The 21,959-nt window shown below is 65.5% G+C and carries 17 protein-coding genes; 7 read left to right on the top strand and 10 right to left on the bottom strand.

Annotated features, from left to right (window positions below; translation table 11 throughout):
• Positions 1 to 386: 386 nt before the first annotated feature.
• The 5 genes from PGN27_RS22945 to PGN27_RS22925 all read right to left on the bottom strand — a co-directional run bounded on the left by PGN27_RS22945 (position 387) and on the right by PGN27_RS22925 (position 4,733).
• Entirely contained in the window at positions 387 to 782 is a 396-nt protein-coding gene (locus PGN27_RS22945) for a hypothetical protein (RefSeq protein ID WP_335328179.1), read from the bottom strand.
• A 129-nt stretch (positions 783 to 911) separates the two neighbouring features.
• Entirely contained in the window at positions 912 to 3,080 is a 2,169-nt protein-coding gene (gene nrdE / locus PGN27_RS22940) for a class 1b ribonucleoside-diphosphate reductase subunit alpha (protein ID WP_335328178.1), read from the bottom strand.
• Positions 3,047 to 3,493 (bottom strand): class Ib ribonucleoside-diphosphate reductase assembly flavoprotein NrdI, encoded by a 447-nt coding sequence (nrdI, locus tag PGN27_RS22935; RefSeq protein WP_335328177.1) that lies wholly within the window; start codon positions 3,491 to 3,493, stop codon positions 3,047 to 3,049. The genes nrdE and nrdI overlap by 34 nt, the downstream gene beginning before the upstream one ends.
• Before the next feature lie 30 nt (positions 3,494 to 3,523).
• Complete coding sequence (nrdH, locus tag PGN27_RS22930; protein WP_335328176.1) at positions 3,524 to 3,766, bottom strand: glutaredoxin-like protein NrdH; 243 nt, start codon at positions 3,764 to 3,766, stop codon at positions 3,524 to 3,526.
• A gap of 430 nt (positions 3,767 to 4,196) precedes the next feature.
• Positions 4,197 to 4,733, bottom strand: a complete 537-nt coding sequence (locus PGN27_RS22925) for an NAD(P)H-dependent oxidoreductase (protein WP_335328175.1) — start codon at positions 4,731 to 4,733, stop codon at positions 4,197 to 4,199.
• Between the two features lie 88 nt (positions 4,734 to 4,821).
• Here PGN27_RS22925 and PGN27_RS22920 point away from each other — a divergent pair, with 88 nt between their 5' ends.
• The 4 genes from PGN27_RS22920 to PGN27_RS22905 are packed head-to-tail and all read left to right on the top strand — an operon-like array spanning position 4,822 to position 8,162.
• On the top strand, positions 4,822 to 5,430 hold the full coding sequence (locus PGN27_RS22920; RefSeq protein WP_335328174.1) for a TetR/AcrR family transcriptional regulator: 609 nt from the start codon (positions 4,822 to 4,824) through the stop codon (positions 5,428 to 5,430).
• Positions 5,427 to 6,458 (top strand): DNA polymerase IV, encoded by a 1,032-nt coding sequence (locus PGN27_RS22915; RefSeq protein ID WP_335328173.1) that lies wholly within the window; start codon positions 5,427 to 5,429, stop codon positions 6,456 to 6,458. Before PGN27_RS22920 ends, PGN27_RS22915 begins: the two co-directional genes overlap by 4 nt.
• Positions 6,452 to 7,606 carry an AAA family ATPase gene (locus tag PGN27_RS22910; RefSeq protein ID WP_335328172.1) on the top strand — a complete coding sequence of 385 codons (1,155 nt, stop codon included), beginning with the start codon at positions 6,452 to 6,454 and terminating at the stop codon, positions 7,604 to 7,606. The genes PGN27_RS22915 and PGN27_RS22910 overlap by 7 nt, the downstream gene beginning before the upstream one ends.
• 49 nt (positions 7,607 to 7,655) lie before the next feature.
• Positions 7,656 to 8,162, top strand: a complete 507-nt coding sequence (locus PGN27_RS22905; protein WP_335328171.1) for a hypothetical protein — start codon at positions 7,656 to 7,658, stop codon at positions 8,160 to 8,162.
• A 30-nt stretch (positions 8,163 to 8,192) separates the two neighbouring features.
• On the opposite strand, the gene PGN27_RS22900 is transcribed toward PGN27_RS22905, so the two are convergent.
• The 4 genes from PGN27_RS22900 to PGN27_RS22885 all read right to left on the bottom strand — a co-directional run bounded on the left by PGN27_RS22900 (position 8,193) and on the right by PGN27_RS22885 (position 17,097).
• Positions 8,193 to 9,932 carry a diflavin oxidoreductase gene (locus PGN27_RS22900; protein ID WP_335328170.1) on the bottom strand — a complete coding sequence of 580 codons (1,740 nt, stop codon included), beginning with the start codon at positions 9,930 to 9,932 and terminating at the stop codon, positions 8,193 to 8,195.
• The gene (locus tag PGN27_RS22895) at positions 9,929 to 15,382 is read right to left on the bottom strand and encodes a glutamate synthase-related protein (RefSeq protein ID WP_335328169.1); all 5,454 of its coding nucleotides are present in this window, start codon (positions 15,380 to 15,382) and stop codon (positions 9,929 to 9,931) included. Before PGN27_RS22895 ends, PGN27_RS22900 begins: the two co-directional genes overlap by 4 nt.
• A 181-nt stretch (positions 15,383 to 15,563) precedes the next feature.
• Complete coding sequence (locus PGN27_RS22890) at positions 15,564 to 16,424, bottom strand: SDR family oxidoreductase (RefSeq protein WP_335328168.1); 861 nt, start codon at positions 16,422 to 16,424, stop codon at positions 15,564 to 15,566.
• A 28-nt stretch (positions 16,425 to 16,452) separates the two neighbouring features.
• Positions 16,453 to 17,097, bottom strand: coding sequence for a TetR/AcrR family transcriptional regulator (locus tag PGN27_RS22885; RefSeq protein WP_335328167.1), 645 nt, complete (start codon positions 17,095 to 17,097; stop codon positions 16,453 to 16,455).
• Between the two features lie 232 nt (positions 17,098 to 17,329).
• On the opposite strand from PGN27_RS22885, the gene PGN27_RS22880 reads away from it, so the two are divergent.
• Positions 17,330 to 18,811: a cytochrome P450 gene (locus tag PGN27_RS22880; protein WP_335328166.1), complete on the top strand. Its 1,482-nt coding sequence runs from the start codon at positions 17,330 to 17,332 to the stop codon at positions 18,809 to 18,811.
• Between the two features lie 72 nt (positions 18,812 to 18,883).
• On the opposite strand, the gene PGN27_RS22875 is transcribed toward PGN27_RS22880, so the two are convergent.
• Positions 18,884 to 19,348: a 2-isopropylmalate synthase gene (locus PGN27_RS22875; RefSeq protein WP_335328165.1), complete on the bottom strand. Its 465-nt coding sequence runs from the start codon at positions 19,346 to 19,348 to the stop codon at positions 18,884 to 18,886.
• Positions 19,349 to 19,564: 216 nt separating this feature from the next.
• Here PGN27_RS22875 and PGN27_RS22870 point away from each other — a divergent pair, with 216 nt between their 5' ends.
• Positions 19,565 to 20,299 carry a sulfite exporter TauE/SafE family protein gene (locus PGN27_RS22870; RefSeq protein ID WP_418888665.1) on the top strand — a complete coding sequence of 245 codons (735 nt, stop codon included), beginning with the start codon at positions 19,565 to 19,567 and terminating at the stop codon, positions 20,297 to 20,299.
• A 65-nt stretch (positions 20,300 to 20,364) separates the two neighbouring features.
• A complete protein-coding gene (locus tag PGN27_RS22865; RefSeq protein WP_335328163.1) occupies positions 20,365 to 21,897 on the top strand; it encodes a molybdopterin-dependent oxidoreductase in 1,533 nt (510 codons plus the stop codon).
• Positions 21,898 to 21,959 lie beyond the last annotated feature (62 nt).

The following is a 21,959-nucleotide window of genomic DNA, read 5'->3' as shown; positions in this document are numbered from 1 at the left end:
AGAGCGCGTGCCGGTTGAGGCATCGCTCAGGGTGTTGTTCACGGCACGTGCAGTCTCCGGAAAGCACGTATTGCCGAGTCCGCGGCAGCCGTGCCACACCCCCCAAGGTGCCGACCACAACGACAACGCAGGCACACAGCACAACTGCGCCCACGATCATCATGCGGTCACACCGCAGCACGGCCGCCACCGCAATGACCGGTCGGCAGACATCTCGACCATCGCGTCCCCCTGACACGAACCCCAACCCCCGGCGCATACGGCCTTCGACCGTCGACGCCGCCTACGAGATCAGCCTGACATATAGTTGACTGACCTGTCAATCGTTTAACTTAGCGGACAGAATTGACCGCTCTGACCTGTGGTGAGACCGGTTCAGGAGCTATCTAGTGCGACGATCCCGGGCCTGCCGGCGGATACGGCGGCTGGGCCGGCGGGTACGGCGGCTGGGCCGGCGGGTATTGCGGACCGGGCTGCGGCGGATATTGGTGCTGCGGGTACCGCCAGGCCGTTCCGTCCCAGTACGGCTTGGGCTGCTGGCCCTGCTGGGGATAACGCCATGCGTTCCCATCCCGGTACGGTTGCGGGGATCGAGCGAGCTGTCCGCGCCGGCGTCGCTTGCGGATCAGATGCACGATTCCCCAGATGATCAAGCCCAGGATCAGTAGCCGGCCGATGACGAGGCCGATCGCACGTCCGGGATCGGATTCATCTGCCAGCACCATCACCAACTCGGTAGTCACGGTGTCCCCCTCACCGGCGCAGCTGATGTAGCGCCGCACGTGGTGTCAGCCTAACCGCCACAACAGACCGCCGATGTCGGCAATTTTTCGTGCACCGGAGCGAGCTGCCCGAAAACGAAAGGCGGGTCGGGGGATATCTCCCCCGACCCGCCGTTCAGTCGACTCAACTCACAGCATGCAGGACACGCAGCCCTCCACCTCGGTGCCTTCGAGCGCCATCTGGCGGAGCCGGATGTAGTACAGCGTCTTGATCCCCTTGCGCCAAGCGTAGATCTGCGCCTTGTTGACATCGCGGGTGGTCGCGGTGTCCTTGAAGAACAGCGTCAGCGAAAGCCCTTGATCCACATGCTGCGTCGCCGCCGCGTAGGTATCGATGATCTTCTCGTACCCGATCTCATAGGCATCCTGGTAGTACTCCAGGTTGTCATTGGTCAGGTACGGCGCCGGGTAGTAGACGCGACCGATCTTGCCTTCCTTGCGGATCTCGATCTTCGACGCGACCGGGTGGATCGACGATGTCGAATGGTTGATGTAGCTGATCGAACCCGTCGGCGGGACCGCCTGCAGGTTCTGGTTGTAGATGCCGTGGGTCTGCACCGACTCCTTCAACCGCTTCCAGTCATCCTGGTTCGGGATACGGATACCGGCATCGGCGAAGAGCGTACGCACCTTCTCGGTGGCGGGCTCCCAGACCTGATCGGTGTACTTGTCGAAGAACTCCCCCGACTTGTACTTGGACTTCTCGAATCCACCGAAGGCCCGACCACGTTCGATCGCAAGCCGATTCGACGCACGAAGCGCGTGGTAGAGCACCGTGTAGAAGTAGATGTTCGTGAAGTCCACGCCCTCTTCCGAGCCGTACATGATCCGCTCGCGCGCCAGGTACCCGTGCAGGTTCATCTGACCGAGACCGATGGCATGGGACTCGTTGTTACCCTGCTCGATCGAGGGCACCGACCAGATGTGGGTCTGGTCGCTCACCGCGGTCAGCGCCCGGATGGACACCTCGATGGTCTGGGCGAAATCCGGCGAATCCATCGCCTTGGCGATGTTGAGCGAACCGAGATTGCACGAGATGTCCTTACCCACCTTGGCATAGGAAAGGTCCTCGTTGAACAGCGACGGCGTCGAAACCTGCAGGATCTCCGAGCACAGGTTGGAGTGGGTGATCTTGCCTTCCACCGGATTGGCACGATTGACGGTGTCCTCGTACATGATGTACGGGTAGCCCGACTCGAACTGCAGCTCGGCCAGCGTCTGGAAGAACTCGCGTGCCTTGATCTTGGTCTTGCGGATCCGCGCGTCGTCGACCATCTCGTAGTACTTCTCGGTCACCGAGATATCGGCGAAGGCAACGCCGTACACCTTCTCGACGTCGTACGGCGAGAAGAGGTACATGTCCTCGTTCTTCTTCGCCAGCTCGAAAGTGATGTCCGGGATCACCACGCCCAGCGAAAGCGTCTTGATCCGGATCTTCTCGTCGGCGTTCTCGCGCTTGGTGTCGAGGAACCGGTAGATGTCCGGATGGTGCGCATGCAGGTACACCGCGCCGGCACCCTGCCGCGCGCCGAGCTGATTGGCGTAGGAGAACGAGTCCTCCAAAAGCTTCATGATCGGGATGACTCCCGAGGACTGGTTCTCGATGTTCTTGATCGGTGCGCCGTGCTCGCGAATGTTGCTCAGCAGCAATGCAACACCGCCACCGCGCTTGGACAGCTGCAGCGCGGAATTGATGGAGCGCCCGATGGACTCCATGTTGTCCTCGATGCGGAGCAGGAAGCAGGACACCGGTTCGCCGCGCTGCTTCTTGCCCGAGTTGAGGAAAGTGGGGGTTGCCGGCTGGAACCGGCCGTCGATGATCTCGTCGACGAGTTTCTCGGCCAACGTGGTGTCACCTGCGGCCAGCGTCAGCGCCACCATCACCACGCGGTCCTCGAAGCGCTCCAGGTAACGCTTACCGTCGAAGGTCTTCAGTGTGTACGAGGTGTAGTACTTGAACGCGCCCAGGAAGGTCGGGAACCGGAACTTCTTGGCATATGCCCGATCCAGCAGGCTCTTGACGAAGTTGCGGCTGTACTGGTCGAGCACCTCGCGCTCGTAGTACTCCTTCTCGATCAGGTAATCGAGCTTCTCGTCCTGGCTGTGGAAGAACACGGTGTTCTGGTTGACATGCTGCAGGAAGTACTCCCGCGCGGCCTGAACATCCTTGTCGAACTGAATCTTGCCGTCGGCGTCGTACAGATTCAGCATCGCGTTGAGCGCGTGGTAGTCCGTCTCCCCCGGGAGCGCGTGAGCGCCGGTGGTTACAGGTTCTGCAGCTGTGACGGTTGGTGGCACGTCTGGTCCTTCCAGAAGTCTTGTAATCCTGCGCGGACGGCAAAGACGTCGTCCGTCGTTCCCATGAGTTCGAAACGGTAGAGAAATGGAACGCCGCACTTACGAGACACGACGACCCCCGCGTAGCCGAATTCGGCACCGAAGTTGGTGTTGCCCGCGGCGATGACACCGCGGATCAACGACCGGTTGTGTTCATTGTTCAGGAAGGCGATCACCTGTTTGGGGACATAACCCCCGCGGTCAGGATCCGGGCCGTTGGCATGTCCGCCACCGTAAGTGGGCAGGACGAGTACATAGGGCTCGTCGACCTGGATCCGTTCCTTGAGTGGAATCCGGATGGCAGGCATTTCGAGCTTCTGCACGAACCGATGCGTGTTCTCCGAGACGCTGGAGAAGTAGACGAGGTTGCTCACGTCTGCACTCCTCTCGGTCGGTTGGGTGGTCTAGGCGGTGACGGCGGACGCTCCGGCCAGGGCCTTGATGCGGTCGGGACGGAATCCGGACCAGTGCTCGTTGCCCGCGACGACCACGGGAGCCTGTAGGTAGCCCAGCGCCATCACATAGTCACGGGCCTCGTTGTCGAGGGTGATGTCGACGACGTCATACTCCACGCCCGCCTTGTCCAACGCCTTGTAGGTGGCATTGCACTGCACGCAAGCGGGCTTGGTGTACACGGTGACGTTCATCTAGCGGCTCCTACGCTCGTGCATGACTGGGACGGGCAACTGCTCTGGCTATGCAATTCACTTCGATTCAGCGGTCCGGAGGGCCCGGAAATTCCGGTCTCCCCGGAGCTGGATCCGTGGTGTCCGGCGTGGCCGGTACCGGGTGGGTCTCGCTCCGCCGGGCCCCTGTGGCTTTGGGGCCTCGCGGTCCGTCAGACACTACACCTAGTGTCCGACAAACCGAAGAGATACAAGATGTTCTGAACAACATTCGTGAAATTCCCAGGTCGTAAGCCCCATGGCGTGTCTTCGACCGGCGTGTCGCAGATCACATCAGGGGCCGTGTCGCACTCTATCGACGGGGTCCGACAACCATGCCCCTGCCGCACGGTCGCCGGAACGACAGAACCGCCCGGGAGCAACGCTCCCGGGCGGTTCTTGTCAAATCGGTTCAGCCGACCTCGGCGACCAGTTTGCCAACCACCTCGCGCACCTGACCGGCGACCTCGGCATGCTCGCGCGGATGCTTGTCGTCGAGGGTTGCCAACGGGATCGACAACTTGAGGTCCTCCACCGCACGCGGCCCGGCGATGGCTAACGACTTCCGGGTCTCGTCGTGCGCCCAGACGCCGCCGTACTGACCGAGTGCGGTGCCGATCACGGCGAACGGCTTGCCCTGCAGGGCGCCGTTGCCATAGGGACGCGACAACCAGTCGATGGCGTTCTTGAGCACACCCGGGATCGACCCGTTGTACTCCGGGGTGACCACCAGCGCGGCATCGGCGGCACCGGCGGCCTCGCGAAGCGCCCGCACCGGCTCGACCACATCGTCGTTGTCGATGTCCTCGTTGTAGAACGGCAGTTCGCCGAGCCGGTCGAAGACCTGCAGTGCCACGCCGTCGGGCGCGGATTCCACGGCCAGTTCGGCGAGCTGCCGATTGATCGATGCCTTCCGCAGGCTTCCGATGAGTACCAGCACGTTGGTCATGTTCGAGGTTCCTTCCGTCGTCGGGTGATCCTTGCACAGGATAACCGGACCGCAGTCCGAATAATTCCGGCTGAGTTAAAGTGCAGGTGTGGGCGCACCCGAATCTCTCAGCGTGTTGCCGCTCTCGTCCGCCGCGCCGGTCGAGCGCGGCGACGCGGCGCGTAACCGCGCCCTGCTCCTGGATGCCGCGCGCCGACTCATCGCCGAACGCGGAGCCGACGCCGTCTCGATGGACGATGTCGCCGCGGCTGCGGGGGTCGGCAAAGGCACCCTGTTCCGGCGGTTCGGCAGCAGGTCCGGCCTGATGATCGTGCTGCTCGACGAGGACGAGACCGCCGAGCAGCAGGCGTTCATGTTCGGCCCTCCCCCACTGGGACCCGGCGCCCCGCCACTGGAACGACTGCAGGCCTACGGGCACAGCCGATTGCACTTCGTCCGCACCCACCGGGCATTGCTTTCCGAAGCCGCACGCGATCCCCATACCCGTTACAACTCGCCGGCAACCCTGCACCGCCGCCATATCCGGATGCTGCTCGAATCCGCAGGTACGACAGGCGATCTCGACGCCCAGACCGATGCACTGCTTGCGCTGCTCGACGCCGACCGAGTCGCCCACGAGATGACAGACCGCGGTAGGACACTCGAGGAACTCGTCGCCGGCTGGGACGACGTCGCTCGCAAACTCTGTGGCACGTGAGCACCTGGATCCTTCATATAGACCTCGACCAGTTCCTGGCCTCGGTGGAACTGCGTCGCCGTCCCGAACTCGTCGGCACGCCGGTGATCGTCGGTGGAAGCGGTGACCCGCACGAGCCCCGAAAAGTGGTGACCTGCGCGTCCTACGAGGCGCGCGAGTTCGGCGTACACGCCGGTATGCCCTTGCGTGCGGCGGCCCGTAAATGTCCCGAGGCGGTATTTCTGCCGTCGGATCCGCCGGCCTACGACGCCGCCTCCGAGCAGGTGATGGGTCTGCTTCGCGATCTCGGCCATCCGCTGGAGGTCTGGGGTTGGGACGAGGCCTACCTCGGTGCCGATGTAGCCGATCCGTTCGAGCTCGCAGAACGCATCAGGACCATCGTCGCCGCCGAGACCAGGCTGCGGTGTTCGGTGGGGATCAGCGACAACAAACAGCGGGCCAAGGTCGCCACCGGTTTCGCCAAACCCGATGGTGTGTACGCACTCACCGCGGCGAACTGGATGGCACAGATGGGCGACCGACCAGTCGACGCACTGTGGGGCGTCGGACCCAAGACCGCCAGAAAGCTCGCCGGCATGGGGATATCGACCGTCGCAGATCTGGCCGCCACCGACGCCACAACCCTCACCACGGCCTTCGGGCCCAGCACCGGCCTGCAACTGCTGCTGCTGGCCAAGGGCGGCGGCGACACCGAGGTCAGCGCACAGGACTGGGTGCCACGCTCACGTAGCCATGTGGTCACCTTCGCGCATGACCTGGCCGATCGGGCCGATATGGAATCGGCCGTCGTCGATCTGGCTTCCAGGACGCTGACGGAGGTCAGCGCCGACGGCCGCACCGTCACCCGAGTGGCCGTCACCGTGCGCACGGCCACCTTCTTCACCCGCACCAAGATCCGCAAGCTGGCCGCACCCGGCAACGATCCTGTGGAGATCCAGCGCGTGGCATTGGCGTTGCTCGACGATTTCGATCTGGACCGTCCCGTTCGCTTGCTCGGTGTCCGCTTGGAACTGGAGATGCCATGCTGAACACGATCGCCGTACGCGGCTACCGATCACTGCGCGAAGTCCTGTTGCCGCTGGCACAGTTGACCGTGATCACCGGCGCCAACGGCACCGGTAAATCATCGCTGTACCGAGCGCTGATGTTGCTCGCGGATTGCGGCCGCGGGGAGGTCATCGCCTCGCTGGCCCGCGAGGGAGGTCTGCAATCGGCTCTGTGGGCCGGACCCGAACAGACCTCCGGCGCTCGCCGGACCGGAACCACCCAGGGCACCGTGCGCACCCGTCCGGTATCGCTGGAACTCGGCTTCGCCTCAGACGAATTCGGCTATCTGGTCGATCTCGGAATGCCCCAGCACGCCGGGCCGGCCTCGCTGTTCGGCCGCGATCCGGAGATCAAACGCGAGACCATCTTTGCCGGACCACGCCTGCGGCCGTCCTCGATGCTGCTGCGCCGCAACGGACCCCACGCCGATGTCGCCGACGAGACCGGGCGGGGATTCACCGATCTGTCCCGCGCGTTGCCGCTCTACCGCAGCGTCCTCGCCGAGTACGCGGGAGCACTCCCCGAAATCAACGCCGTCCGCAACCGCCTGCGCGACTGGCGTTTCTACGACGGCTTCCGCTCCGACGCCGGTGCGCCGGCCCGCCGGCCCAGGGTGGGCACCCGGACCCCGGTCCTCGCCGACGACGGTGCCGACCTGGCCGCTGCGCTGCAGACCATCATCGAGCTCGGCGACGGAAAACTGCAGGGCGCCATAGCCGATGCGTTCGACAGCGCAAGCGTGTCGGTGATCGCCAACGACGGACTGTTCGAATTACAGCTGCATCAGCGCGGAATGCTGCGCCCTCTTCGGGCCGCGGAGCTCTCCGACGGCACGTTGCGTTTCCTGCTGTGGGCCGCCGCGCTGCTCAGCCCCCGACCACCGTCGCTGATGGTGCTCAACGAGCCCGAAACGTCCCTGCACCCGGATCTGATCCCCGCTCTGGTCGGCATGATCGGTGATGCCGCCGCAGCCACCCAGGTCATCGTCGTCACGCATTCGACCGTCCTGCGTGACCGGCTCGGTGCGGACGGCGCACGGACCGTGGAACTGGTCAAGGAATGGGGTGAAACCCTCATCGAAGGCCAGACCATGCTGACCGCTCCGGCATGGGACTGGGGCAAGCGCTGACCGGACATCGGCATCACCATCCATCATCGACCACCTACCATCGACACTCATGAACGAGCGCCCGGGCGACCCGAACGAGTACCCGCACGACGACCCCACCCTGTACGCCGACTACAGCGAGCTGGCCGATCCGTACGCCGCAGCCGAACCGGCACAGCCCTGGTACCAGAAGCCGGCCGCCCTTGTCGGCCTCGGCGCGGTCACCGCGGCGGTCCTGGCGCTGGCCGGGTACGGCATCTTCAGTGCCGTGTCCTCCGACGACTCCGATTCCGGCCCGGCGACCACCACCAGCACCACCACGACCACGGCCGGCGCTCCGGTCGCGCCCGGCACGATCACCGAGACGGTGCCGCCCACGACGGCCAGCACCACCTCGACGACCGGTCCGACGACCACCACGACAACGACGACCACTACGACGACCACCACGACCACGCCGAGCACGACCACCACCACGACGACGGTCCCGCCGAGCACGGTCACCGAAACACGGACCGAAACGCAGACCGTTACCGATTTCGCGCCGCCGCCCGGCGGCGAGCTGTCCCCGCCCTGAGCTGTCGCCGGCCGGCGGGACGCGTCGGGGTCAGTACACGTCGCGGACGTAGCGCTTCTCGCGCTTGAGCGAATTCACGTAATCGGTGGCGGCATCGGCGGTCATCCCACCGTGGGTGGCGACGATCTCGTGCAGCGCCTTGTCGACATCCTTGGCCATCCTGGTCGCGTCACCGCAGACATAGAAGTGGCCGCCCTCTTCGAGCCAGGCGTACACGTCGGCGCCGTGCTCGACCATCCGGTTCTGCACGTAGACCTTCTCCGATTGATCGCGCGAGAACGCGAGATCCAGGCGGGTCAGCAGGCCGCTGGACTGCCAACCGAGCAGTTCGGTCTGGTAGGCGAAATCGTGGGCGCGGTGCTGATCGCCGAAGAACAGCCAGTTTCGGCCGCTGGCGCCGCTGTGTTCGCGTTCCTGTAGGAAGGCCCGGAACGGGGCGACCCCGGTGCCGGGTCCGACCATGATCATCGGCGCATCACCCTCGCCCGGCACTCGGAACGACTTGTTGGGCTGCAGGAAGATTTTCGCCGTGCCGGCCCGGTCGGCCAGGAATGTCGAGCACACGCCGCCACGTTCGCGGCCGTTGCCCTGGTAGCGCACCGCGGCGACGGTCAGATGGATCCGGTCTGGATGCGCCAGCGCGCTCGACGATATCGAATAGGCCCGGTGAGTAAGGGGTTTGAGTAACCCGATGAACTCCTCCAGGCTCAGGTCGTCTCCGGCGATTCGCAGTACGTCCAAGATGTCCTTGCCGTACAGCCAGCGCTCCAGCGTCTCCTTGACCCCACCGCGCAGCACATGGGACAGCTCCTCATTGTCGGCCCGCTTCTCGACCTCACCGAGCAGATCCTTCGACGGTGCGCTGATCTCGTAGCGGTGACCGAGCAGTTCACCGAGCGGGCGGTCGTCGACCAGCGTGTCCGGAGACACCCGGAAGTGGTCGGCGATGGCCTCCACCAGGGCCGGATCGTTCTCCGGAATCACCGCCAACGCGTCACCGGCCTCGTACTCGATTCCGCTGTCGGCAAGCGCGAATTCGATATGCCGAATCTCCTTGTCCGACCCCGGCCCGGACAGCAGCCGGTTGACCGCGATATCGGCCACGAACGGGTTCTTGCGCGTCCATCCCGATCGGGCCACCGCGCTCGGCGGCGGGGTGCTCGGCGTTCCGCTGGCTCCGGACGTCGGCACCAGCGCGGTGAGTGCCCCCTGGATCCATTCGGCGGCAGGCGCCTCGTACTCGACATCGCAATCGGTGCGGGTGACCACGCGGGTGGCGCCGAGCTGTTCCAGTCGGATGTCGAACAGCTTGCCCGCCTGGCAGAACTCGTCATAGCTGGTGTCACCGAGGGCGAGTACGCCGTAGGACACACCCTCCAGGCGGGGGGCGGTCGTGGCCGACAGCGCCTCCCAGAAGAGCTCGGCGTTGTCGGGCATCTCGCCCTCGCCGTAGGTCGACGTGACGATCAATACGTACTTGCACCCGGCGAACTCGTCGAGTTCGATCTCGTCGAGACCGCTGACCTTGACGTCGAAACCCTGCAACTTGGCCGCGGCGGCAGCATCATTGGCCACGCCCTCGGCGTTACCGGTCTGCGTCCCGTAGAGGATCCGCAGCGCGGGGCGGGCGGCAGGCGCATCGGCCACCGCCGCCGGCGGTGGGACCATGTTCATGGCCAACCGCGAATGCAGACCCGCCAGGAATCCCGAAAGCCAGGCCCGCTGGTCCTCGTTGAACGGGGCGTCCTGGGGAATGTAGGCAATCTTCACGAAGCGCTCTCCAAAGAGGTCAATGAGGCCACGACGTCCGGAATCGATTGGGCGGCAAACAGTTCCTCGAAGGAGGGCAGCCGGCCGATGCGCTCGACGTTCTTGGCGCTCTGGAACAGGATCCAGCCGTAGGTGCCCAGGCTGTCCATCGACAGCACGTTGCGCTGCGACAACGCATCCTTGTAGTCGGTGATCCGTTTGTTGGCGATGAGCACCGCCAGGTCCTCATCGCTGAATCCGTCGATGGCCTCGCGGGCGTACCGCTGCAGTTTCTGGATCAGGAAGAAGTCCTCGGTCAGCACCAGGTTGCGGACGGCACTGCCGACCGCGGGATGGGCAACGTCGGTCACCCCTGGCAACCGGGTCAACGCCAGTTGCTGCGCGAGATTGAGCACGGTGTAGGTGTTCAACAGCGCATACATCTCTTCGGTGTCGGTGTCCCCGTAGCCGGGCACCGCTCCGCCGAGGACCATGTCACCGTCCCGATAGGACCGTTTGAACTTGGCGACCTGGTGACCGGCGAGTGCCGATGCCAGCTCGTCGAGCAGTTCCTTGCGGGTCTTGGCCGCGAGTATCGCGTCGGCATCTTGGTACTGCAGCAACGCCCTCGGCATCGCATACCGCACGTGTTCCCGGGTGCGGTCCCAATCGGCAAGCAACGCAGCGGCCTTCGACGATCCGGTCGCCTCGACATGCCACTGCAGCATCGTCTTCGCGGCGATCTCGTGGAACGGCGCCTCGGTCAGCGGCGCGATCAGGACCGAGTCGGCACTCACCTTGGCCGCCAGCGCACCGCTCGGATCGTATTGGTAGAGGAAGCCGCCGCTCATGCCGTTGGCAACGCCCTTGCCGAAGCCCCCGATGTTGAACACCGCACCGTTGGTCATGTACTCGCAGAGGAACTCGCCGACACCCTCCACCACAGCAGTGGCGCCGGAGTTACGGACGGCGAACCGGTCACCGGCCTCACCGGCGACGAACAGCCGTCCACCGGAGGCGCCGAACAGTGCGAAGTTACCGATCAACACGTTGCCGCCCGGCAGCTGCGATCCCCCTCCGGGAGAATGGACGATGATCGTGCCACCGCACTGGCTCTTGCCGACCCCGTCGTTGCAGGTTCCGGTGTGCGACATCGTCATACCGTCATTGCAGAAGGCGCCGTAACTCTGACCGGCCGAACCGTCGGTGGTGATCAGCACGCTGTCGGGGGTGAGGAACCGGCGCCCGCGTGCGTCGACCGCCACCGCCCGCCCGGTCGTCGGGCCGGCTGGTCCCGGGTGATTCAGCATCCGCTCGATGTCGATGGCGAGTTGCCCACCCACGCTCTTGTTGCCGTTGGTCAACGTCACCGGCGCCATCGCCACACCGTCGAGGTCGAGTTGAGCCAGGAACGCATCGTCGACGGCGTAGTCCTTCTCCATGTAGATCGGATCGTCGGGCACGAACCCCTCGGCGACCGAGAGCATGGCCCGCAGATCCAGCCTGCCGATGCTGGAGGGGTGGTCCAACAGGTGCAGCAGGTCGCTTCGCCCCCGCGCGTGGCGCAGCGACTGCAGACCGAGCATGGCCAGGATCTCGCGTACCTCGTGGGAGATGTTGAGCAGATACTGCGCCAGCGCGCGTGGATCACCTTCGAACGCTTCGGAATTGGTGGTCAGGCCGGCCGGGCACTTGATATTGCAGTTCTTGGCCATCACACACTTGAGCATCATCAGGGCGGTGGTGCCGAACTCATAGCTGTCGGCACCCAGCAGTGCCGATTTGACCACGTCGCTGGCGGTCTGGTGAGCACCGGACGCACGCAACACGACCTTCTGCCGGATACCGTTGGCCACCAGCGCTTGATGCACTTCGGCGACGCCGATCTCGGCGGAACGCCCGGCGTATTTCAGGCTGGTGACGGCCGCTGCACCGGTACCACCGGTGTTGCCCGCGACGTTGATGACGTCGGCACCGGCCTTGGCGACGCCGGCGGCGATGATCCCGATTCCCTCGGAGCTGACCAGCTTCACGATCACCCGGACGCGCGCGGCCTTGCAATCGTGGATCAACTGCGCGAGATCCTCGATGGAGTACGTGTCGTGGTGGGGCGGCGGGGACACCAGCTCGACCCCCGGGGTTCCGCCGCGGGCCGCGGCGATCTGGACGGTCACCTTCGGGGCGGGCAGCTGGCCACCCTCACCGGGTTTGGCCCCCTGGCCGATCTTGATCTCCAACTCGCGCAGCATCGGGTCGGCGAGATAACCGGCCCACACCCCGAACCGGCCGGAGGCGAACTGCTTGATCCGCGAGCCGCGAATGGTGCCATAGCGGGTGATGTGCTCACCACCTTCACCACAGTTGGACAGGCCACCGACCATGTTGGTGCCGTGCGCGACCGCCTCGTGCGCGGCGGCCACCAGCGCACCGTGGCTCATCGCACCGGAGGCCAGCGTGGCCGCGATCTCGTCGGCGGGCTGCACCGAGGACAGCGGGATCGAGTCCGGTGCCGTACGCACCAGGGACAGGTAGTGCAGCGCATCGCCGGATGCCCGTAGCCACAACCGGTCACCGACGATGTCGTAGTCGACGATCTGCGCACCGAACCGCTGTCGCAGCGATTGCGCCAACTCGGTGAGCCGACCCGCCGAATGGGCCAGCCTGAGCGTGAACTCATCGCCGGTCTGCGAGATTGCCAGCCCGCGCACCAGGTAACCGTTGTTACCCCACAGGGCGAATTGTCCCATCTCGGAGCGGAATTCGTCGGCGGTGTGCAGGAAGTTGACGTCGGCCGGGAAGGCCAGCACGTCGCGCAGCGCCGCGGGGCGCCGGGCCCGCTCGGTGTTCATCGCCATCACGAAGTTGCGGTAGCCCGGCGTGATGTCGAAGTTGTTGATCGCCCGCGGCGACATCTCCTCGAAGCTGTTGTTGTGGTATGCCTCGTCGTCCAGACCGAAGGCACCCTCGAGCTGGTGCAGTGGCAGTCGGCGCAGGTACAGCGGATCGGCCATATCGGGGTTCTCGGGACGGGCGTCGTCGCCGAAGGAGATCTCCTCCTCGGTCATGTCCACGAAACCACGCACCGCGGTCGTCCCATAGGAATGCCCCGCCCCCTCGGCACGCTCCTTGAACAAGCCGAGCAGTGGGACGTCCTTCTCCCCGTTGACCGCCAGCGCGCGGGCATGCCATTCGGCCGACGTCTCGGCCAGCGTGCTGAACCCGACACCGCCCACCGGGGACACCACATTGGGGAAGTACTTGCGCAGCACGGGCTCGCCGGTATCCAGGTAACTGGGCTCGAAGAACTCACCGCCGATATAGCTTTCGGCGGTACAGAGGCCGACTCGGCCCATCGTCTTCATCAGCGACTTCTCGGCCGCCTTGGCGAAGCGTTTGAACGCCGCGGCCACGTGCGTCTCGTCGGGCCCGAACTTCTCCTCGGCGCGCATCTGGACGCCGAGCGGATACACCGCGGAGGCACCGAAGCCCAGCGCGGTGGCCACGTGATGCGATGAGCAGATCTGCCCGCTCTCGGCGATCACCGACACCCGCAGCCGCATACCCTCTTCGATGAGCCGCTGGTTGATCGCCGACACCGCGATGATCAACGGGATTGCGGCCATACCGCTTTCGACATGGCGATCCGAGATGACGGCGATACCGCCGGTCTCCCTCGCGAACTCCTCGACCTCATCGCACAGCTTGTCGATGCCACGGACCAGCGCCCGGGCGTTGGCTTCCGAATCATCGAGGTCGATCCGGTAGAACATGCCGAACCGCTCGACGGGTGTGTGCTTCTGATCCCGGATCTTGAGCATCTCCAGGTGCGTCAGGATCGGCGTCGGCACCACGATCTGCGGCGCGGGTTTCCCGCCGCTGTTCGGCTTGGCCCCGAGCGCCACCCGCAACGTCATGCCGTCGGCTTCGCGGATGCTGTCCAGCGGCGGGTTGGTCACCTGGGCGAACCGCTGGGTGAAGTACCGCGCGATGCCACCCTCGTGATTGGACAGCGCGTTGATGGCAGCGCCGTAGCCCATTGCCGAGATCTTCTCCTGGCCGGTGGCCAGCATCGGATCCATCAGGAATTTGAAACTCTCCTGATTCAACGAGTACGCCACGTAGCGCTGATGCCTGGACAGATCGCCGTTGTACCGGGCCGGGGAGAGTTGGCCTTCCGGGGCCACTGTGGGCAGATCGGCCAGATTCACCCGCGCCTCGTCGAGCATGCTCTGGTAATCATGCTGTTGGGCAAGCTTTTCCAGCGCTTCGACGGTACCGAACGACCGGCGTTCACGGTGGTCGTAGTACAGCATGCCGCCGGCCTCGATGCGCCCACGCTTGATCACTTCCTCGGGCGGGAAGTACACCTGACCCGCCTCGGACATGACGCCGAGGTACTCGGCGGTCTCCACCGATCGCAACGGGCGCAACCCCAGCCGGTCCAGGCGCGCCCCGATATAGGTGCCGTCACCGAAGATCAGCGCCGCCGGCCCGTCGTTCTTCTCTTCGTAGAGGCTGAAGAATTCCAGCATCGCCCGCACCTGCGGGGACAGCGTCTCGTCGTTCTCCCAGGCAGGCGGCATCATGGCGACCACCGCGGTGATCAGGTCCAGGTCGTCTTCGAGGACCCTGTTCTGCAACGTCTGATCCAACCGACAGCTGTCGGACTGCCCGACCGGTCGTACGATCGCGCGGTTGCGGGCCCGTGCGACGGCGTTGTCGGACAACCGGTTCTTCTTGTCGGTGTTGAGCTCGCCGTTGTGTGCCATCAACCGGAACGGTTGGGCCATGGTCGCATTGGGGACAGTGTTGGTGGAGAAACGGGTGTGGAAGAACATCGAGTGCACTTCCATCCGCGGGTCCGACAGGTCGCTGAAGTACGGAACCACCTCATTGGAGTTCAGGCGGCCCTTGAGCACCTGGGTGCGGGCACTGATCGAGAGCGGGTACAGACCCAGCAATGCGGGTTCGGTGTAGGCGACGGCCTCGATGTCCATCAGGGCGTCGTGGATTCTGCGGTCGAATCGCGCACTCGTCTCGGCGGTGAACACCCACTGCCGGATGGGCAGCTGATAGCCGACCGCCGCCGGGCGGATTGCGGTGTTGTCCACCGGCACATCACGTTTGGCGATGATGTCAAATCCGTGGTCGCGCAGCGTGCGCTCGATCACCGCTTCGGCCTCCCCGTGGAAAGCCGTGTCGTTGGGCAGGAAGAAGTTTCCGACCCCGAACTGGCCGAGCTCCAGGTCCGGCCGGCCGGTGACCTCACGGAAGAACCGCAGCGAGAGATCCAGATTGACCCCCGCGCCGTCGCCGACACCCTCGGAGGACATACCGCCGCGGTGCGGGACCGCGCACAGCGCCTCGTGCAGCTTCTGGATGACCTCGTGGGTTTGTCGGCCATCCTTGCGCGTCAAGAATCCGACGCCACAACTGCTCTTTTCCTGATTCGGATCAAAAAGTCCCGACAACCGGCGATCTCCTCTGGCGACGCAAACGACCCTGCGCACCGCGTGGGCCTCTCGACGTTGAGCCGTCCCGCACGAGGCCTTCGATTACCGCAGGCTCCGGCGCGCGCAAATGACTTAGCCTAACCTAAAACCGCTGGTAGCGCCGTTCCCAAGGGTGTGATATTTCCAACGGCAGAAACCGTCAGGTGCGCGGTTTGGGCCGCAGCGCGCGGGTGAACAGAATGTTGACCTGTCGCATCGCGACGCTGTAAGGCCACCACGCCGCTCGCTTGAAGGCGTATAGGGCGCGGATATCGGCGGAGGTGTAGATCAGGAACCGGTTGCGCTGCACCCCGGCCAGGATCTTGTCGGCCGCATGTTCAGGGGACACGGCATGCCCGGCGAATCGGTCGACCCACTTGTCCACCCGCGGGTCTTCGCGATCGACCCCGGCGATCTGCACAGTCTGGACCAGCCCGGTCTTCACCGCGCCGGGCACGACGACCGATACCCCGATGCGGTGCCGGGCCAGGTCGAAGCGCAACACCTCGGACAGCCCGCGCAGACCGTACTTGCTGGCGCTGTAGGCGGCATGCCAGGGCAAAGCGACGATGCCCGCTGCCGAGGAGACGTTCACCAGATGACCACCCCTGCCCGCGGCGACCATCGGCGGCACGAAGGTTTCGATCACGTGGATCGGGCCCATCAGGTTCACGTCGATCATCGACTTCCAGTGCTGATGGGTCAGTGTCGACACCGTGCCCCAGGCGGAGATGCCCGCGATGTTCATGACGATGTCGAGCGCACCATGGGCGGCATGCACGTCGTCGGCGAAGGCGCTGACGGCCTCGAAGTCGGACACGTCCAGTGCCCGATGGGACGCCACGGTGGCGCCGAGCGCCTCGGCGTCGGCGACGACGTTGGCCAGTCCATCGGCGTCGCGGTCGGTCAGGTACAGCTCGGCACCGAGTTCGGCGAGTTTGAGCGCGGTCGCGCGGCCGATACCGCTGGCCGCGCCGGTCAACAGAACCCGTTTTCCGGCAAAACCCTCTGGTTGACCCATCTGCCTGACACTACCCAGGGCGGGTGGGTCACTCGTCCCAGGACGCCGCGGTTCCCCATAGCGCGTTGAGCCAGAGACGTTCCAGTACGTCGACCGCCCGGGCGGGATCGGTGCCGCGACCGACGAAGGCAGCGTCGTTGGACAGCGTCATCGCGGTGGTGGCGGTGAGCATCCGGACCAATGCGGGGATGTCGTCGGAGATCGGCCGGGTGCCCTTGCGGACCTCGTCCTCGACGACACCCACGATCTTGTCGATCACCATGTCCTCGAAGTCGTTCATGATGGCGGCGATCTGTTTGTCCGTGGTTTGGGCCGCGGTGCAGGCCGCCATGATCGGATCATTGGTCGCGAACACGGCCGCGGCACTGCCGACCATCCGCTTGGCGAACGCAGCCGGCGACTCGCCCGGATCACGCGGGGCGAAGTTGTGGGTCAGCACGTCCAACTCGGCAAGCGCCTCCCGGACGATCAGCGCCAGCACGTCGTATTTCGAGTCGAAGTAGAAATAGAAGCCCGATCGCGCCACTCCCGCGCGTTCGCTGATCATGCTCACCGACAGATCGGCGAAGGGTTTGACACCCAGTAACTCGCGCACCGCGGCGACGATCGCGTCGCGCTGGCGGTCTCCGCGGCTGCGCCGGGTCTCGGTTTGCGCTTCGGGGGTGGCGCTCATGGCCTTAAACCTTTGCACCGCGCAACGCCAGAACAAAACTTGACATCTGTCAAGCTTGGCACACTTCCCCCACCTGCGGCGCGCTATCCGCCACGCGAAAGGGCGGTGGCGGACCAGCCAGGCCGACTGGCGACCGCGCCGGACACAAACTTGACAGCCGTCAAGTCGAACATGAAGATGGTCGACGAAGTGACGTCGACCACAGGTCTGTCCGCACGAAGGAGTTCCGTCCATGGCGACAACCATCAGCACGCCGGCATATCTGCTGGACCAGGCCAAGCGCCGGTTCACCCCGACGCTGAACAACATGCCCGGCCTCGGCGCGGTCGAGCACCGGCTGCGCAATCACGATTTCAAGCAGTTCGTGCTGGCCGAGCCGCCTCCCGGTAGCGGACTCAAGCCGGTGCTCGGCGACTCGGGCGTGCCGATCCTCGGCCACATGATCGAGACGTTCCGCTCCGGTCCGGAATACCTGCTTGAGGTGTACAAGAAGTACGGGCCGGTGCACTACGCCTACTCCCCCGCGCTCTCCAGCGTCGCGGCACTGGGCCCGGACGCGACCCAGGCGGTGTTCTCCAACCGCAACAAGGACTTCTCGCAGAAGGGCTGGGATCCGGTCATCGGCCCGTTCTTCAACCGCGGGCTCATGATGCTCGATTTCGAGGAGCACATGTTCCACCGCCGCATCATGCAGGAGGCCTTCACCCGGTCCCGGCTGACCGGTTACGTCGAGCACATCGACAAGGTCGCCTCGGCCGTAATCGCCAACGACTGGGTCGAGAACGACCCGCGCTTCCTGTTCTATCCCGCGGTCAAGGAGCTGACGCTCGACATCGCCTCGGTGGTGTTCATGGGTCACGAGCCGGGCTCGGACAAGGAACTGGTCACCAAGGTCAACGACGCCTTCACCATGACCACGCGTGCGGGCGGAGCCATCATCCGCACCGGTGTGCCGCCGTTCAAGTGGTGGCGCGGACTGCAGGCCCGCAAGGTGCTCGACGACTACTTCGAGGCCCGGGTCAAGGAGAAGCGCGACTCGCAGGGCACCGACATGCTGACCGTGCTGTGCCACACCGCCGACGAAGACGGCAACACGTTCAGCGACCAGGACATCGTCAATCACATGATCTTCCTGATGATGGCAGCTCACGACACCTCGACATCGACGCTGACGACGATGGCTTACTACCTGGCCGCCAACCCCGAGTGGCAGGAACGTTGCCGCGAGGAGTCGGAACGAATCGGCGACGGTCCGCTGGATATCGAGGCGCTGGACAAGCTGGAGACCTATGACCTGGTGATCAACGAGTCACTGCGGCTGGTGACCCCGCTGCCGTTCAATGTGCGCTCCACGGTGCGCGACACCGATCTGCTCGGGCATTTCATCCCGGCAGGCACGAGCATCGTGACCTGGCCGTCGATCAACCATCACCTGCCCGAACTGTGGACCGACCCGGAGAAATTCGACCCGAGCCGGTTCGCCGAACCTCGCAACGAGCACAAGCGGCACCGTTACGCGTTCGCCCCGTTCGGCGGCGGCGCGCACAAGTGCATCGGCATGGTCTTCGGCCAGCTGGAGATCAAGACCGTCATGCATCGACTGCTGCGCAAGTACCGCCTCGAGCCGCCCTACCAGGGCTACAAGTCCAAGCTGGACTATGCGGGCATGCCCGTGCCGATGGACGGTATGCCGGTCATCCTGCGTCCACTCTGACCGAGTAGTCGTCCCAACGGCCACTTGTCGCACGCCGCAAAACTTTTCGCGTGCGACAAGTGGCCGTTCGCGTCAGGCGGCCAGCCGGTTCGCCGACGCGATCACGGCGCGCAGCGCGGACTGGTGGGGACATTCCGACCAGGCGATCGCCCACTGCGCATCCACTCCCGCCGTGCTGCGGATGAAGGTGGCGGTCTGCCCCCCGGCCCGCATCTGGTGAAAGTTCAGCATCTCGATCCTGACGCCACAGTCGTGCAGCATCGCGGTCAACGCACCGAGCGGTCCCGCGGCCGTGGCGGTGCACGCGGTGATGCGATCTCCGATGGCGATGGTGGCCGTGTAGGTGTGGGTGTGCCTGCCGTATGCCCGGTCGGCCCGGTCCCAGGCCAACAACCGCACCGGTCCCGCACTGGAGCCGAAGGTCTCCGCCACGTCGTCCCAGCTCATCTCGGCGGCCAGGTCGCGCAATCCGCGCGGCAACGGGGCGTCGAAAAAATCGGCGAAGCGGGGGCTTGCGATCAGGGTGGTGGAGTTCATGTGTGTCGGCCTTCGCACTCGTTAGGGAGCGACCGACGGGTAGTAGCGTCCGACCCACAGCGGGGGGTCGGTCTGGATCAGACCCCGCTGCGGGTACTGGCTACTACGAGAATGCGATGCACGACAGCGAGGTTAGACCCGTCGACCTGGTGGGCGCAACCCGGTTTGGGCAACACGTCCACTCTGGTCGACGATGGCCGGGTGACGTGGTGGGAGATGGTGCTGCTGTTCGTCGCCGGTATCGGCGGCGGGCTCATCGGCAGTATCGCCGGGCTGGCGTCGCTGTCGACCTATCCCGCCCTGCTGCTTATCGGCCTGCCGCCGGTCTCGGCCAATGTCACCAACACCGTCAGCCTGGTCTTCAACGGGATCGGTTCGGTGGCGGGCTCGTTACCCGAACTCGCCGGGCAGCGCGGCCGGCTGCTGCGGCTCATGCCGATGGCTGTGCTCGGCGGTGCCGCCGGTGCCTGGCTGCTGCTCTCGATACCCGCAGAAGGTTTCGAGAACGCGGTCCCGGTGCTGCTGATGGTCGCCTCGGTCGCGATCGCACTTCCGCGGGGCAACGGACCGGTGACCGAACCGACCCGCGCGCGCAGCGCCGCCCAGGCGGTGGCCGTCGCCTTGATCTGCATCTACGGCGGGTTCTTCGGCGCCGCGGCGGGGGTGCTACTGCTGGCCCTGTTCCTGCGGACCGGTGCCGAGAGCCTGGCCGAGGCCAACGCCATCAAAAATGTCGTGCTGGGGGTCGCCAATGCCGTTGCCGCCGTGGGCTTCGTGATCTTCGCACCGGTATACTGGCCCGCCGTCGGCGCCATGGGCGTCGGCTGCCTGATCGGCGCGCGGCTGGGACCCGTGGTGGTGCGGCGGGCACCGGCGACCCCACTGCGGCTGGGCATCGCGGTCGCCGGTATCGCATTGGCGATCAAGCTGGGGTACGACACCTACCGGTGAAATCCGGACCTGTCGCGTACACACGCCGGAAGCTCGTGGTACGCCGGCTCGGCTAGCGTGGTCTGGTGGCATCCATCCCAGTCGGAACGCGTGTCCTGTGTGGTGTCGCCGCGGCCGCGGTGACCCTGGGCGTCAGCGCCCTCGTCGCAGTGCCGCTCGGATCGTCCGCCGATCCTCGCTCGGCGGTGGGATCGACGATCATCGACCGGACCCCGGGCCCGGTGAAGGAATGGGCGATCCAGACCTTCGGAACCGCCGACAAGCTGTTCCTGACGGTCGCGGTGCTCGTGGCGATCGCCGTATTGGCCGCACTGGCCGGTGTGCTGGAGCGCCGACGGATACCGATCGGCAGCATCATGTTCGCCGCGGCCACGGTTGCCGGCTGTGTCGCCATCCTGTCGCGGGCCGGCGCCCGACCGCTGGACATCGCGCCGACGGTGGTCGGCGGGCTCGCCGGCATCATCGCCCTGCGGTTTCTGACCTCCGGCCGACTGCGGGACGGGTCGGCACACGAATCGGCCGCCGCCGACCCCGGCCGCCGGCTCTCGCTGGCCGCGCTCGGGCTACTGGGCCTCGGCGTGCTGGGCAGTGCCGTCGGATCGGCGTGGGCTCGGCGGGTGCACTCCGCCGCCGGCGACCGACAGGCCTACACACCACCGCCGGTGGCCCAACCTGCGCCGCCCATCCCCCCGGAGGTGCAGCCGGCAGGCGTCGACATCACCACATTCGTCACCGACAACGACGAGTTCTACCGGATCGACACCGCGCTGGCGGTCCCCCAGCTCAACCGCGACGCCTGGGCACTGCGCATCCACGGCATGGTCGACCGGGAGGTGACCTACACCTTCGCCGACCTGGAGAAGTTCGAGCTCGTCGAAAAGGTCGTCACCCTGGCCTGCGTGTCGAACCCGGTGGGCGGTGACCTGATCGGTAATGCGGTCTGGACCGGTTACCGGGTGCGTGACCTGCTGGCCGCGGCGGGGGTGCATTCCGATGCCGATATGGTGCTGTCGACCTCAAGCGACGGTTTCACCGCGGGCACTCCCACCGAGGCGATGACCGATGATCGCGATTCCCTGCTGGCGATCACGATGAACGGACAACCGCTGCCCATCGAACACGGTTACCCGGCTCGCCTCGTCGTCCCCGGGCTGTACGGGTACGTCTCGGCCACCAAGTGGGTCGTCGATCTCGAGCTGACCAGATTCGATCGGGCGCAGGGCTATTGGACACCGCTGGGATGGTCCGAGCGCGGTCCGATCAAGACGCAGTCGCGGATCGACGTTCCCCGCATCGGCCAGGATGTCGCGCCGGGACCGGTCCGCTTCGGCGGCGTGGCATGGGCCCAGCACCGCGGTGTGCGCGCCGTCGAGGTCCGGATCGACGACGGGCCGTGGCAACAGGCAACCCTGGGCGCGGCGTACTCGAATGACACCTGGCGATTGTGGAGCTTCGACTGGCAGGCCGAAAAGACTGGTCTGCACCGCATCACCGTGCGCGCCACCGACAACACCGGGGCGGTACAGACCGAGGACATCGCCGGCGTCGTACCCGACGGCGCGACCGGTTGGCCCAGCGTCGAATTCGCGGTGACCTGACGACCCGGTCGGTGGGGACTTTCGGCACTACTGCCGACGATGTCACGCGCGCAGACTCGGTG

This window comes from Mycolicibacterium neoaurum, assembly GCF_036946495.1.
Taxonomy (GTDB): domain Bacteria; phylum Actinomycetota; class Actinomycetes; order Mycobacteriales; family Mycobacteriaceae; genus Mycobacterium; species Mycobacterium neoaurum_B.
Note: the sequence above shows the minus strand (reverse complement) of the source record. Positions and strands in the feature narration are given on the sequence as shown.